The organism is Clostridioides sp. ES-S-0005-03, from assembly GCF_020658455.1.
Classification (GTDB): Bacteria; Bacillota; Clostridia; order Peptostreptococcales; family Peptostreptococcaceae; genus Clostridioides.
In genome coordinates this window covers 98,465-112,642 of record NZ_JACVWI010000003.1, presented here as the reverse complement: position 1 = coordinate 112,642, position 14,178 = coordinate 98,465, and the positions used below count along the sequence as shown (strand labels likewise).

Below are 14,178 nucleotides of genomic sequence, written 5' to 3'. Positions count from 1 at the left end.
CATTGATTTCAATTTGTATTTGTGATGACGAAAAACAACAAAGAAGTATGCTAAATAAAATCATCACAAGAGAAATGGATTTATGGGGCTATCCCTGCCAGATAAAAGAATACTCAAATGGAGAAAGTCTAATATATAATCTAGAACATGAAAATTATTATATGGACATCATTTTTTTAGATATTGAACTTGGAGAAATTAATGGAGTTGATATAGCAAAAGTCATTCGAAAATACTCAAAAGATACTATAATTATCTTTGTCACAGGTTTTTCTGACTATGTATTTCATGGATATGATGTAGGAGCTTTAAACTATATCTTAAAACCTTATAAAAATGAAAAAATATGTGAAGTCTTAAAAGAAGCACTAAAAAAATTAGAACAATGGAAAGAACACTTTATTACGATTCAGATTGGAACTAACCTTTGTAAAATCAATACAAAAGACATTTTCTACTTTAAAAGTGAATTAAGAAAGCTGACTGTAGTAACCTCTGACAAATCTTTAGAGTATTATGGAAAACTAAATGATATGGAAGATATTCTTCCATCTAATTTTATACGTACACATCAAAGATATATCGTCAATCTAAACTATGTAAACAGTATAAATCAAACATATGCTAAAGTACAAAATGAAAAAATTCCTATAAGTCGTCAAAAATATCAAGAAGTTGTAGGAAAATTTACAAGACATATGCTAGAATCTTAATTTTTAGAAAGGTTTTCAAATGGATACTTATTCAATAATATCAAAAGCTACAATTTATATTACAGTTTTACTTAGCATTTTTATGGCTTTTTTTCTTTATAAGCTAACATCTTATTTTATAGATTTTAGGAAACATTGGATTTTTAAAATAATATTGATTTTGGGTTATTCTATTATTGGTCAAATGATAATATGGCTTTCTGACCCTGTAAATATACTTTTTACACTACTTGGATATTTTATACTCCTTATAGTCTGTAGTAAAAGTAGGTTGATTCCTATAATATCAGTTATAATGATACTATATCCTATTATAGTTGGTGTTAATTTTCTTTTTATAAACAATCCTCTATATAGAGAACTTGTAAGCTCAAGTGAGTATACTGTAGTACTTTCAATCTTTAAGATAGTTTCTGCCATAATTAAAGTATTTTTATGGTTTTTGATACATTTTTTCTTAAAAAATAGATTAGTTAATATAAAACAGTACCTTACAAATCGCATATGGATTTTTATTGATATAGTATGTATATCCTCATTTTTATCAATATTAATTGCCATTATTTTGCCACCCACTAATTTAATTCCTATGGGTAGCGATTATAATATTATTTTAGGTAACTTACCTTATGGTACTTATCTAATTATTTTATCTGCAATCATAGCTAATATTGGTGTGATACTTCTTTTAAATCCATTAATTGAAAATGTAAAGATGAAGTTAGAAAATCAATCGAATCATATAAAAGAAGAATATTACGACTTACTAGAGAATCAACAGGTTCAGATACGCAAAATACGACATGATATAAATAACCACTTCCAAATGATTGAGTCTTATTTAGAAGTTGAAGATATTGATGGAGCTAAAGATTATTTTACACAATTAAAACTTAGTTTTGGGACTTTAAGTGGTAAGCAATTTTGTAAAAACCCTGCCCTTAATTCAATTTTAAATCTTCGTCATACAGAATTGGAAGAAAATAGTGTTGATGTTCATTTTAATATAGATATAGACAATCACTTTGGTATAGAGCCAATGGATTTATGTACTATTTTTTCAAACTCTTTGGATAATGCTATAGAAGCATCCTTAAAGATTTCCGACTTATCCAATAGAAAAGTGGTGCTAAAAGCACGTTGTGAAAATGAGTATTTTAGCTATTTATTAACAAATAACAAGGTAAATCCTATCATTAAAAAACATGGTTTATTTATTTCAGATAAAGATAATAGTAAATCTCATGGATATGGTGTTGAAAATATCAAGGAAATTGTTGATAAGTATAGTGGAGAGTTGAATATTTCTTATACTGATACAGATTTTTCTTTATTTCTTTATATTAGTTTGTGTTAGTATTAAGCTGAGAATCTTAATATATTTAAAAAACTCCAAAAAGGAAAGCCAGAAATGACTTTCCTTAATTTATATTTTAATAATAATATAAACACATATAAATTGTGAGCTTTTTCAACTGTCTCAAAGTGATTTTAATATTTCATTTTTAGTAAGCATTGATATATTAAACTTAAATTTAAATATATTAAACTTAAATATAGTAAATAACATCCTAACTATACCTATTAGAATACAATTTCCTAGATTTTTCAATTACCTCTTTAATAAAATCTGATTTATTATCTGTATAAGCATCACGATTATGCTCATATTCCTTCCATAATTTCAACTTAAGATTCTCATATTCCTTCGCAACGCTTGGATTATCAATCAAATAATCTCTAAAAAATAATTCATCATTGTCTCCTGCATATCTTATATGTAAATGAAAAACTCGTTCTGCAAACCCATCTACTGTATATCCTTTATTAAATGAAATCCTATCACCACTTTCAGACATGCAAATATAGTCATCTGACTCAATTATCTCTTTAATCTCTTGCATATTACACTCAGGCTTTATCTCCATCAGTATATCAACAATCGGTTTTGCATAAATTGTATTCACAGCAGTACTTCCAATATGACTTATTCTCACAATTTTTCGCATAGGAAGTAGTTCAGTTAGTCTAGATTCTTCTTCTTTAAACCAATCTTTCCAACATTCCCTATGATTAGTTAAAAATATAGGAAATAGCTTCCATAACTCTTCTAATGTCATATCTGACAGCTGTTTTCTCATAAACCAGTTTCCCCCTTTTAGATTAGCAAATTTGATTGTTCTTTATACAATTTTATTGCTTTTGATTTTATTTCCTTCTACAACTTTATTGCTTTTGATTTTATTTCCTTCTACAACTTTATCTCTTTTTTAATCTTACTTAGAGAACACTCCGCTTCATTTTTTATTAAATCATTTTTATCACTATATAAAACTTGCTCAAGAATATCTATACTTTCTTGAGTCTTAAAAGAAGAAAGGCACATTACGCATTTCCAAATAATTAAATCATCTTCCGAATACTTTTCCATTACACTTACAATCTTTTTAAAGTAATATTCACTAGCTACACCTTGATTATAAAATATCATAAATCCTATAGCATCAATTACCTCAGAAATCTTAATCCTATCATCACTCTCTAAAACGTCAAACAATACAGGTAAAATCTCTACATTCATCCTTGCTAAACTTCTTGCAATTATATCCCTTGCTAATGGATAACTCTTCTTTTTAGAAACCCTGTCTGGCAAATATTTATGTTGATTATTTCCTATTGTTCCAAGATATTTAATCATCTGTTTTGCAGTATAAGTATTCCCATTTTCAAGGGCATTACAAAGCTCAATCTTCGTATATAGAGATTTTTCAACGCAAAGCTTTCCTAACAAAAACTCTACAAATTCTTTATTTTCGACTCCATATCTTTTTGACATCAAATTTATATAAACTGACCTTTCAACTGCTTTTGATGAACTTGCTAGTTCCAATAACTCTTCATCTGAATAAGATTGAAATTTATTGATATATTCTTCTGTAATAAAACCTCGCTTTATCAACTCTTCATTAGTACTTTTCATAAATTAACCTCATACTATTATTTTTTATCAGACATAAAATAGTTAAACAAGATTAGTGATATAATAATTTATCATATCCATAGAATAAGGAACTTCTTCTCTCCAAATCCCTTTTGCCACATTATTAAGACACATCAAAAATTATTACAATCGCATATAAACTCATTTAGAATGTGATTTCTACTGGACAAACAGGTAAATATTTTTTCATATTATTCTCCTTAACTAACTTAAAGTTATATATTTACTTTTAATTGGTACAGTTATATAATACTATATTTATTACGTCAAGGTAACAGATTTTATTTGTAGAAAGTTTCTTTATTTATTGTAGAAACTTTCTATATTCATTTAAAAACTTATAAGATATTTTTTCAATACTCAAATACAATAAGAGGTATCAACATATTGCTGATACCTCTTTTATATACTTAACATAATCACTTATTAATATATTTACAATATCTACACAATAAAAAATTAAATATGAATGATTAGAGATTAAATATTTTATGCTGAAATATAACACATGCACCACCACATTCCGCATTTTCTATTCTGATTGAACCACCAAGCATCTCAACTAATTGCTTGACAATGTACAACCCCAAACCAGAATGCCCATCCTTAGTTTGTCTAGCCTCATCACCTCTATAAAATTTTTCAAAAACTTTATGCATATCTTTAGCACTAAATCCAGTACCAGAATCACAAACCTCATATGAGATATATTCTTTTTCTGCCTTTGCTGATATTTTGATTTTTCCACCTTCTGGAGTATATTGAAGACTATTGGATACGATATTATCAAAGATTCTTTCCAATTTCTCTATATCAATCAAAATAGATTCTTCTATATCACTTTGAATGTTTAAAGTGATAGATATTTCTTTTTTCCTAGCCTCTAATTCATAGTAGTATACTTTTTGCTCCAAAAACTCAGTCAGATTTATAGGAACTAACTGTAACTGAATACAAGATTTTTCAAGTTCAGAAGTATATTGCATTTGCTGAACTAGTGAGACACTTTTATCTACATTTGCTTCTATAACTGCAAGATATTGACGTTGTTCTTCACTAATCTCAGTATCATCAATCAGAGCTTCTGAATATACCTTTACAATAGATAATGGTGATTTCAGGTCATGTGCCAATGCCTCTACCATTTCTACTCGTTCCTGTTCTATTTTCCACTGTGCAGATAAGGATTTTTTTAATTCTTCTTTCATTTCTGAAAAAGCACTACATAGATTTCCTAGTTCATTATCCGCGTAATAATCTATTTCAAAATCAAGGTTCTTTTCTTTAATCTTCTGTGAACTATCCATCAAGAGTTTTAGTGGTCGATTGATATTTTTAGCAAGAATTCGAGAAAATAGTATTGTAAATCCTATAATATATATAAAAGGAGATAACAAAACAAGAATAATAACCCTATCGTCTCTCCACAACTCATTTTCATTTCCATTTGCATAAGTAAGTTTCAACTGATAAGCAAGAAGGACAGCCCCTTTGATTTTTCCACTATCATCAATAATAGGAACAATCTTGACAAAATTTCCCGAATCTATAATTTTAGTATTTAGTTTATTAAATAATTGTTCCTTTGTTTCAAAAATTTGTTTCTTATATGTACCATATAAAAAGTTACTGTCATTATCTACAACCTGATAGAGTAATCCGTCACCATGAATCATATTGTTCAAATCTTCTGCATTTGAAGGAGATAGAATAGTTGTATTTTTTTTATGAATGTATTTTTCTATTTCTGGTATCTGCTGTTCATAATAATTTTCGCCATATATGTCATTATTATTTAAAGCTCGAATAAACAACATAATTACTCCAGCATAAGTAATCAGTGACGCCAATATGCTGGTGATTATAATTAAAAAAAGTGTTCTGCGAAACTGTGCTGAAAGTGACCGATTCTTTATGCTTTTCATTATATGAAAATCTCCTTCTCTAAAATTTGTTCCATTTATACCCAATCCCCCAAACAGTAGAAATATATTCAATTTTAGGTGTTACCACAGAAAATTTAGCACGAATCTTCTTAACACGCTCAACAACTGTTGAATCTTCACCTTCTGAATCATATCCCCAGACTTTTTCATAGATTTGTTCTCTAGAAAAAACCTGTCCTGCATGCAATGCAAGTAATTCTACAATATCATATTCTCTCTTTGTCAAGTGAACATCCTTGCCATCAATTTTGACTGCACGCTCTTGTATATCTAAACATAGTTTTCCAAAATACATTTTTGGACGTTTATTTTCCATATTGATATATTGTGACCTCTTTTCACGGCGTAGATTAGCTTCAATACGTGCCATCAATTCTCGTAACCCAAAAGGCTTCACTATATAGTCATCTCCACCAAGAGTTAATCCCTTTATTTTATCTGTTTCTGATTGCTTTGCACTTAGAAAAATGATAGGGCACACTACATCATCTCGTATGGTACTACAAACTTCAAAGCCATCAGCCCCAGGCATCATAATATCAAGTATAATAAGGTCTGGCTGTTTCTTTGCTAATTCAATTCCATCATTTCCATTATATGCGATAAGTACTTCATGCCCTTTTGACTTCAGTTTTTTTTCTAATAATGCCACCAATTCTCTTTCATCATCAACAATCAATATTTTGCTCAATTTTAATTATCCTCCAATACTTATGCATTATTAACAAGCCTGTATTGTGACCTGCTCATATATTATCTGATAATTTTTCTCATTGGTCAAGTTTATAAAAATGTCCATAGTCATTACTCATTGCATGCTCTACCTTCCCATCTGTTAAACCATATAATTCCACCAACTAGAAAAATGATAAGTCCAATTCCTATTAAATTAAGTGCATTTATTAGCTGTGACTCTGCTCCTGAAGAAATTGCAGTTGATAAGGTAGTCTGAAAATAAATAGATGGAAACATTGACATCTTTACTGGCCAAGCCCAAGGAACAAACACCCAGATTTTACCCCCAAGACTTGTTCCTCCAATCAAAGCAGCCATTAAAATACCACCCATGCTTATTCCTATGGATGCTCCCATCCCCCATAAAAAACTGACCCACAAGTGAATAGATAGAATTGGAAGTGTCCCTATTACTGCAAGTAAGGATGCCATCATAAATAGAGAAATGCTACCTCCATCAGGTATTATAATATTCATTCCGACACATATTATAAGTGATGAAATAAAAGTGCTGACTGCCATACAAAAAATCAATATAAAAAATTTTCCTAAGTATAACTTAATTCGGGAGACTCCTGTATTTAAAAAACCATTGAACTCTCCAGCAAGTTCCTCCTCATGTATAATAAAGCTTGATAGAAGACTTATTCCTACTGGAATGATAATTGCTGTCCATACTATAAAATAACCTTCAAAAACAAATTTATATGTAACTTCAGACCTAATTGCCAGATAAGCAACAACACAAAGTGCAATGACTACAGGCATAAAGAATGTAAGCCAACGAATTGCTGTACGTTTTGTTTTTAGCCACTCTGATGATAATACTCCTATCATTTTATTTCCCTCCTATTAAACCAAATACCTGTAACTACTGTAATTCCAACAAATATAACCACGGATACGATAATCCCAACAGGAATCACAGATGAATCTAAAAGTGGATTTCCAGTCTCCAAAATAGCTCCATTTGGATGCACACCAGCAATAGGACACATCAGTCTCATAGCCCAACTCCACGGTACTGCAAACCATAAAGATTTTATTGCTGTAAGAACACCTATCATCATACCTACAAGTGCAATTCCCATACTTAAAAATGTTCCTTTCCATGTAGCTGCCCACAGCTGAATAGGGATAAGTGAAAGAGAAACAAGCCAACAAACAAAACCTCCAGCAATAATCTTACCAAATGGGATTGCTCCTTCTGATAAAAACAAACCAGTCATAATTGTTGAAACTATCAAAACTAGTGTTGATAGCAGAGTGTAAACTGCCATAGCCATAACCTTATCAGTCCAAAGAATCATAGGTGAAACATTATATGCACGCAAAGTGCGATAATTCCCAGCTTTTCTTTCCTGACTAGCTACCAAAGTAGCAAACAATCCCATACCAAGAGGTAAAAATACAAATGGCCACGAATTAAAAACCAAGGCTAGAAGGCTGTCCCATGACCAAGAGCTACTTTGAGATAATGGGTTTTTCATGATTGTTGATTGTGTTATCCCTGCATATAATGCAAAGAATATTGGAATAAAAACAATCAATTTCCCCATAAATGTTCTTTTGTATTTTAAAAGTTCAGATTTAAGTCCATTCATTTTACTTTCCTCCTTTTAAGATTACATCAGAGAAGAATTCCTCTAGATTTTCATTTGGGTCTGGTATACCTTGAAATAATAGCCTTCCTCCACTAATAATTCCTATTTTATCAACTACCTGAGCAACCTCTGATAATATATGACTTGAGAGAATTACTGTAATTCCCTTTTCAGGAAAAGATGCAATCAACTCACGTAGTTCTTGAATTCCAAATGGGTCAAGCCCGTTGGTTGGTTCATCTAAAATCAATAGTTCTGGATTATTCAAAAGTGCAATAGCGATTCCAAGTCGTTGTTTCATTCCCATAGAAAATTGTGAGGCTTTCTTTTTTCCAGTATTTTTTAAATCAACTGTGTCTAATACTTCATGAATTTTTTCATGTGGAATGCCTAGAAGTCTTGTGTGAACTAGTAGATTTTCCTCTGCTGTAAGGTTTCCATATAAAGCAGGTGATTCGATTAAAGAACCGATTTTTGTAAGAGATTCTCGTTGCCAAGGCTTTCCATTAAAAAAAATATGTCCTCCTGTTGGATGAAGAAGTCCAACAATCATTTTAAGTGTTGTTGACTTACCTGCACCATTTGGTCCAAGAAGTCCATATATACTATTACGTTCAATTTGAAGTGAAATATGGTTGGCTGCCATCTGCTCTCCATATCTTTTTGATAAATTTTTTGTTTCAAGAATTAAGTCTTTCATGTCTATTCATCCTTTCTTGTAATAATCTAAATTCATTTTCTATAAGAAGATTAACATGAAAAAATAACAATTTTATAACACTTATAATTTTTTTATTAAAATATACTATTTATTCATAAATGAAAAAAGTTAATCAGTACTAACAAAGAAAAAGAGCAGGATATCCTCCTACTCTTTTTTCTTTGTTAATATTATGTAATTTATATCTTACACTACTCTATTCTCAATACTTGTATTTATTCAAAAGCTTTAAACTCAAGTATATTTTCTTTAATATACTGCTTCATATTTCTTTAATATACTGCCTCATATTTCTTTAAAACACTTCTTCATAGTTCTTTAAAGCACTGCTCCAAAAAGGTTAATAGTATTTCTATAGTGTTTAGACTAAAAACATATCTTTTTAATTATCTTGTTTAGTATCAGAATCAAAAGGAATCCATGCACGTCCAAACTCTTTATCTTTAAATAAATAGGATAATCCAGTTATTTGCTTTAATCTAAGAATCTCCTCAATATCCATCCCTAAGTGCTTTGATATCCATTTATCAGATTTTCCAATATCACAAAGTTCCTTTATAATATTGCTCATTAAATCCACATTATGTGAACCTCTTGCACGATTGTGACGAATAGTACTTGCCATTCTCTCATCAAGTGATTTATCAATTACTGAAACAGGAAGTACTCCACCTTCTCTATCATATATATCCTTATTTTCAAGCATTATTCGATATCTATGAAAACCATCTACAATAACATATTTGTCATTTTCTGGATTATAATAACAGACAATCGGCATTGTATATCCATCTTCTTTTATACTTTTATACAGTAACTGCATTTCTGGTGGAGCTACTGCATTTGGATTATAGTCGTTAGATTCTATCTTTTCAATTGGGACAGCGATGATTTCATATACAGGACTTTTATACTTCATAGCATCTTAACTCCTATCTTAGAAAATTTTTCATACTTTTTCTTAATGTATTCTGTTTTCATTCTTTGCTCTTTTGTAGGACCAAATCCCATAAACTTACACATATGGTCATTTTTTAAAATACAATAACACATTCTTTTCCAACTTGGTATATCTTTAGTAAATTTAATATCATCTGTGTCATCAGGTATATCTCCTAAGAATACGACTCTACTTTTTTTATCTTTTGTATGATTAGAAATTCCATTTATTTCTATATTATACCCTTTTCTTATCAACTCACATATAGCGATTTCTGGCAAACCACCACCCTTTTTATGCCAAAAGTCGATAGATGTTGAAAATTTTTTAATATAATTATTTCTTATATCTTCAGGTAGTGTATCAAGCAGAAAATAAGTGAAACTTTTCCATGTATGTCCTTCTGGCAACTTTACACTACGATACCCCATAGCTTTTGTTTTTCCATAAATAGAAGTAAAATTAGCCCCTTGTACTCTAGCAACCAATTTCACCCATACTTCTGGGTCCAATATCTTATATAAGTTTAAACTCTCTTTTGCTGAATCATTGAAAGGAGATGCTACTCTCATTTTTCTTGGAGGCAATCCAGCTTTATAGAACAAATCATAGATTTTATTGTACTCATAGTCGAATTTATAATTGGCTACCCAAACATCTTCTAGTCCCCAGTCATATAAAGGAGATGCTGTCCATACATTTTTAAACTCCTTTGTTATCCAACACTTTCCTTTATATCCATGCTGTTTATTCACAATAGCACAATAACGTTGTAAGGATTCTGAAGCTCTTGTTCCAAGTAAACAAGCAACTTTTGCACCCTTATGCTTGTTTCTCATCCACCTACCAAATTGCTTTGCCAAACTTTCCTGCTTCATCTTATACTTATAGTAGGTAAAAAGATTATTTTCTTGATTTATTACGTATTCTTTGTCTGGCATTTTTCTTACCCATAATTCTTCTTTCTCATCATCCCATGGATACCAAAACATTTCATGATTACCTACAGCTGTTCTCGTAGCCATTGGCAGACATACCCAATATGGTTCAATATCTTCAAGATTGTCTTCAAACATTTTTTCAACATATTCTGTTGTCATACTATATTGAGCCTCAAAATCTTGATGAAATACTCCTATTTTGGATTTTATATTATATTTTCTTTTATAATCCAAAACTAAATTCAATAATAGACCACTATCTTTTCCTCCACTGAAAGATACATAGATATAATCAAATTCACTGAAAACATAAGAAAGTCTGTCTTGAAAAGCTTCAAATACACTGGATTCCAAATATCTTTTATCCATTTGTAATCTCCCCTTTCAAATAGAAGTTCATGAAAGCTTATAACATAATATTATATATGCACTTTTAGTAGTAATCAGCATAAATTATGAATCCTCTAAGTGCATAAATCCAAAAAAATAAATATAATTATAATATAAATCAATTTTTCTATTATAAACTATATTTTACCATTATTTTACATAATTTTCCAACAGCATAATTATCATTATTTCTTCAGTATTTAGCTCAATATTTTGTATTTTACATATGTTTTAAAATCAAACTCTTATTTTTCAAGTTCATGACTTTTTAAGTTATAAATTTCTTTTATATATTTCTTAGGTAAATTTTAAAAATGTCTTTTCTTTTTTTATTGTTTTATAAGAAAAATAATATAAACATATATAATATTTAAAATAATATAGACATGTATAATGTTTAAATATACTATTAACTTATAAGATAGTAATTTTATACATCAATAATTTTTATAAAAATCAACTATTTTTAGTTAAATTGGGTAATAAAAAATAAAAGGATGGTGATTTGATTGAAACTTAATAAAGGTATCAAATTTACAATAGGATTGCTTATTGATATAGGAATCAGCTTAGTTTTAGGTCTTAACCCCCTATTAACAACTTTATTTGCTCTACTATATATAACACTTTATATTCCAGATATTTGTAATATCATAAAAAAATAAATATTCATCTGAAATAGACTATATAGAAAAAGCTCCCTACTTAAAAGACTATTCTAGCTTAAATTCAATTGATTTTTATGTAGTACCACATTTCCAAAATTGAGAATTTGGAAAAGCTGTAGAAAAAATAGTAAATGCGTATTCTAAAACTTTAGAATTAAAAGCTATTAATGATAATCAAGCAATATTAATTGAAAACGACAGTGTTAGAATTTTAAAATAATTTAATATAAATAGCACCAGAAAATTATAAACACTACATTGTCATATCTCTGGTGTTTTTCTATGCAATAAGTTTTAAAATAGCCCTCGATGAAATCAACATTGACTTTGAAAATACAGACTACCCACCTGGGGAAAAAGAAACCTTCCGTGTTGGTGAAGAAATCAATGAAAAAATAAAACAGTTACTAAAGACTAGTATCTTATCAGGAGAACTTAGAGAAGATATTGAAATTATGCCTACTATATTTTCACTGTGGGGAATGTTATCTGGCATTATACAGACAGCACCAAATAAAGAAGCTTATATCAAACAAGAAGTAAAACTTTCTAAACAGGAATTTCTTAAACACGGATTTGATATGCTTTATCGCTCTATTCCCAAATAGATAAGATAAATCTACAAATATACAACTATACAATTTCTTATAATAGACATTATTACTTTATATATTTGAATATATCTGAAATTAAATTAAAACAAAAGATATTCAAAACAATTACCAAATACAATTACAAACAGTGGAAAATATGACCTTTAAAAAAGTAAATATCTCTGACATTGCTGATGGAACCTGTGTTGGAGAATGTAATATAAATATCATATCTGCTAAAGTAGAAGTCACTGTAAAAAGTGGTAAAATTTCAAACATTAATCTTTTGGAACATAAAAATGAACGAGGAAAAAAAGCAGAAAAAGTTATTGATAAAGTACTTAACAAGCAAAAAGTAGATGTAGATGCTGTATCAGGTGCAACAAATTCAAGTAAAGTTATAAAAAAAGCAATCGAAAATGCACTCATAAAAGGATAACTATACTTAACAAATTTCTATAAGAGTAAAAATATTGTTTTTGAATATCTGTACCAATTTGTGGTATAATAAAAGCAAGAAGAACTACAATCTATTTCGTCGTAGAGTGAAGTTCATAATTAAATGAAGCTATTTGAACTTATGGAACTTGATTTTAAAATCAAATTCCCAGCCACTTTTACTCTTGCCACGAGTTGAGTGGCTTTTTACTTTCGTAAATACTTTACAAATTAAGTAAAATATTAAACTAGCAACAACGCCAGCTATTACATTAAGTAAAAAGTTATTCATACTTCCCACCTCCTTTCATTAGGAAGTAGGTTTTATCCTAGTATGAACTCCACTCTTAAATTATAGGTTACATCTTCTTGCTATAAATATTATAACATATACTTTCCCATATTTTACCTGTGTTTTTATTCTAATAACTCCATTTTCTTTTCAGCATCATATCTACCTACTATCATCAAATATTGTTTAAAAATTAGATTTAATATAATAAAATCAACTATAAACAAGAATAAGTTTGTTTCTCTAAGCAATGTAATACTTATAGGAATGTGTTACAAATAAAACTCTCAATAATTGAGCCTTGAGTAGTGATAAAATAATATTTTTCATAAAATAAGCCAATTAATTGATATAAATTATCATTTTCTGTTGAAAGTTACATTCATGCGTGCTATACTTAATTGCATAAATTGTAATAAATGTCATATGATTTTACAATTCTATTAATAACAATTATTATTAACTTTTTAATTTTCGAAATAAATATCAAGAATTTTCTAAAATACATGATAATTCTTTAAAATATAAGAGAATTATTAAAATGTAAAAGAATTATATAGACTATATAAAAAACACATAAAACTATACAAAAATATATAGTATTATACAAAAGCGTATAGGACTCTCGAAACATAATAGAACTATATAATACTACTTTTGTAAAATCGCGCTCTATTTTTAACATTTATTACTTTATACATAAGATATATAAATAAAATTTAACTTAATGAAAGGATATGATAAAATGAATATTTTAAAAATGAAAAAAACAGGGATATTTTTAGGAGGAGTACTTTTAGGTACTGTAGGTGTCAAAATACTTTCAAGTGATTGTGTAAAAAAGTCTTGTACTAAAGCAACTGCTGGAGCGTTGAAAGTTAAGGATTCTGTTCTTGAAACAACTACTAAAATCCAAGAAAATATGGAAGATATTTTAGCTGAGGCAAAAGAAATCAATGAACTAGAAGAATTATCTTCATCTAAAACAAAAAATGTACAGGAAGATACTAAAGTTGTACAAGAAACTATTAAAGATGAAAATGTACAAACTGTAGAAAAAAATACTGATTCTGATAGCATTAAATGTGAAGACATCAAGGAAAATACTACTGTAGAAAAAAATAGTACTTGCACAGCAGAATAAATTTAACGATTATTATGGTTAATAATATCAGGTGTTATGATTAATAATATCA

Annotated in this window: 16 protein-coding genes; 5 read left to right on the top strand and 11 right to left on the bottom strand. The window is 28.8% G+C overall.

Annotated features, from left to right (window positions below; genetic code table 11):
- Positions 1 to 2: 2 nt before the first annotated feature.
- Together IC218_RS13215 and IC218_RS13210 are read left to right on the top strand one after the other, a co-directional pair.
- Positions 3 to 713: a LytR/AlgR family response regulator transcription factor gene (locus IC218_RS13215; RefSeq protein ID WP_227824648.1), complete on the top strand. Its 711-nt coding sequence runs from the start codon at positions 3 to 5 to the stop codon at positions 711 to 713.
- 19 nt (positions 714 to 732) lie between these two features.
- A complete protein-coding gene (locus IC218_RS13210; RefSeq protein WP_227824647.1) occupies positions 733 to 2,070 on the top strand; it encodes a sensor histidine kinase in 1,338 nt (445 codons plus the stop codon).
- A gap of 214 nt (positions 2,071 to 2,284) precedes the next feature.
- Here IC218_RS13210 and IC218_RS13205 read toward each other — a convergent pair whose 3' ends face one another.
- From IC218_RS13205 to IC218_RS13160, 10 genes are all read right to left on the bottom strand, one after another.
- On the bottom strand, positions 2,285 to 2,854 hold the full coding sequence (locus IC218_RS13205) for a GrpB family protein (protein ID WP_227824646.1): 570 nt from the start codon (positions 2,852 to 2,854) through the stop codon (positions 2,285 to 2,287).
- A 110-nt stretch (positions 2,855 to 2,964) separates the two neighbouring features.
- On the bottom strand, positions 2,965 to 3,693 hold the full coding sequence (locus IC218_RS13200) for a HEAT repeat domain-containing protein (RefSeq protein WP_227483068.1): 729 nt from the start codon (positions 3,691 to 3,693) through the stop codon (positions 2,965 to 2,967).
- Positions 3,694 to 3,735: 42 nt separating this feature from the next.
- Entirely contained in the window at positions 3,736 to 3,828 is a 93-nt protein-coding gene (locus IC218_RS13195) for an aminoglycoside 6-adenylyltransferase (RefSeq protein ID WP_227433570.1), read from the bottom strand.
- Positions 3,829 to 4,187: 359 nt separating this feature from the next.
- Complete coding sequence (locus IC218_RS13190) at positions 4,188 to 5,639, bottom strand: sensor histidine kinase (protein WP_255616414.1); 1,452 nt, start codon at positions 5,637 to 5,639, stop codon at positions 4,188 to 4,190.
- Positions 5,640 to 5,658: 19 nt separating this feature from the next.
- Positions 5,659 to 6,351 carry a response regulator transcription factor gene (locus tag IC218_RS13185; protein ID WP_227433571.1) on the bottom strand — a complete coding sequence of 231 codons (693 nt, stop codon included), beginning with the start codon at positions 6,349 to 6,351 and terminating at the stop codon, positions 5,659 to 5,661.
- A 113-nt stretch (positions 6,352 to 6,464) separates the two neighbouring features.
- Positions 6,465 to 7,232, bottom strand: a complete 768-nt coding sequence (locus tag IC218_RS13180; RefSeq protein WP_227824645.1) for a lantibiotic immunity ABC transporter MutG family permease subunit — start codon at positions 7,230 to 7,232, stop codon at positions 6,465 to 6,467.
- Positions 7,229 to 7,999, bottom strand: coding sequence for a lantibiotic immunity ABC transporter MutE/EpiE family permease subunit (locus IC218_RS13175; RefSeq protein ID WP_227824644.1), 771 nt, complete (start codon positions 7,997 to 7,999; stop codon positions 7,229 to 7,231). The genes IC218_RS13180 and IC218_RS13175 overlap by 4 nt, the downstream gene beginning before the upstream one ends.
- 1 nt (position 8,000) lies before the next feature.
- A complete protein-coding gene (locus IC218_RS13170) occupies positions 8,001 to 8,699 on the bottom strand; it encodes a lantibiotic protection ABC transporter ATP-binding protein (protein WP_227433574.1) in 699 nt (232 codons plus the stop codon).
- 403 nt (positions 8,700 to 9,102) lie between these two features.
- On the bottom strand, positions 9,103 to 9,639 hold the full coding sequence (locus IC218_RS13165) for an IbrB-like domain-containing protein (protein ID WP_227433575.1): 537 nt from the start codon (positions 9,637 to 9,639) through the stop codon (positions 9,103 to 9,105).
- Positions 9,636 to 10,970 carry a phosphoadenosine phosphosulfate reductase gene (locus IC218_RS13160; protein ID WP_227433576.1) on the bottom strand — a complete coding sequence of 445 codons (1,335 nt, stop codon included), beginning with the start codon at positions 10,968 to 10,970 and terminating at the stop codon, positions 9,636 to 9,638. The genes IC218_RS13165 and IC218_RS13160 overlap by 4 nt, the downstream gene beginning before the upstream one ends.
- 961 nt (positions 10,971 to 11,931) lie before the next feature.
- Here IC218_RS13160 and IC218_RS13155 point away from each other — a divergent pair.
- Together IC218_RS13155 and IC218_RS13150 are read left to right on the top strand one after the other, a co-directional pair.
- Positions 11,932 to 12,267 carry a hypothetical protein gene (locus tag IC218_RS13155; protein WP_227824643.1) on the top strand — a complete coding sequence of 112 codons (336 nt, stop codon included), beginning with the start codon at positions 11,932 to 11,934 and terminating at the stop codon, positions 12,265 to 12,267.
- A 142-nt stretch (positions 12,268 to 12,409) separates the two neighbouring features.
- Positions 12,410 to 12,691: an FMN-binding protein gene (locus IC218_RS13150; protein WP_227824642.1), complete on the top strand. Its 282-nt coding sequence runs from the start codon at positions 12,410 to 12,412 to the stop codon at positions 12,689 to 12,691.
- Positions 12,692 to 12,820: 129 nt separating this feature from the next.
- Here the strand turns inward: IC218_RS13150 and IC218_RS13145 are convergent, their stop codons facing one another.
- A complete protein-coding gene (locus IC218_RS13145; protein WP_227433577.1) occupies positions 12,821 to 12,982 on the bottom strand; it encodes a type I toxin-antitoxin system toxin in 162 nt (53 codons plus the stop codon).
- A gap of 745 nt (positions 12,983 to 13,727) precedes the next feature.
- Here IC218_RS13145 and IC218_RS13140 point away from each other — a divergent pair.
- Complete coding sequence (locus IC218_RS13140) at positions 13,728 to 14,126, top strand: DUF6110 family protein (RefSeq protein ID WP_227433578.1); 399 nt, start codon at positions 13,728 to 13,730, stop codon at positions 14,124 to 14,126.
- Positions 14,127 to 14,178 lie beyond the last annotated feature (52 nt).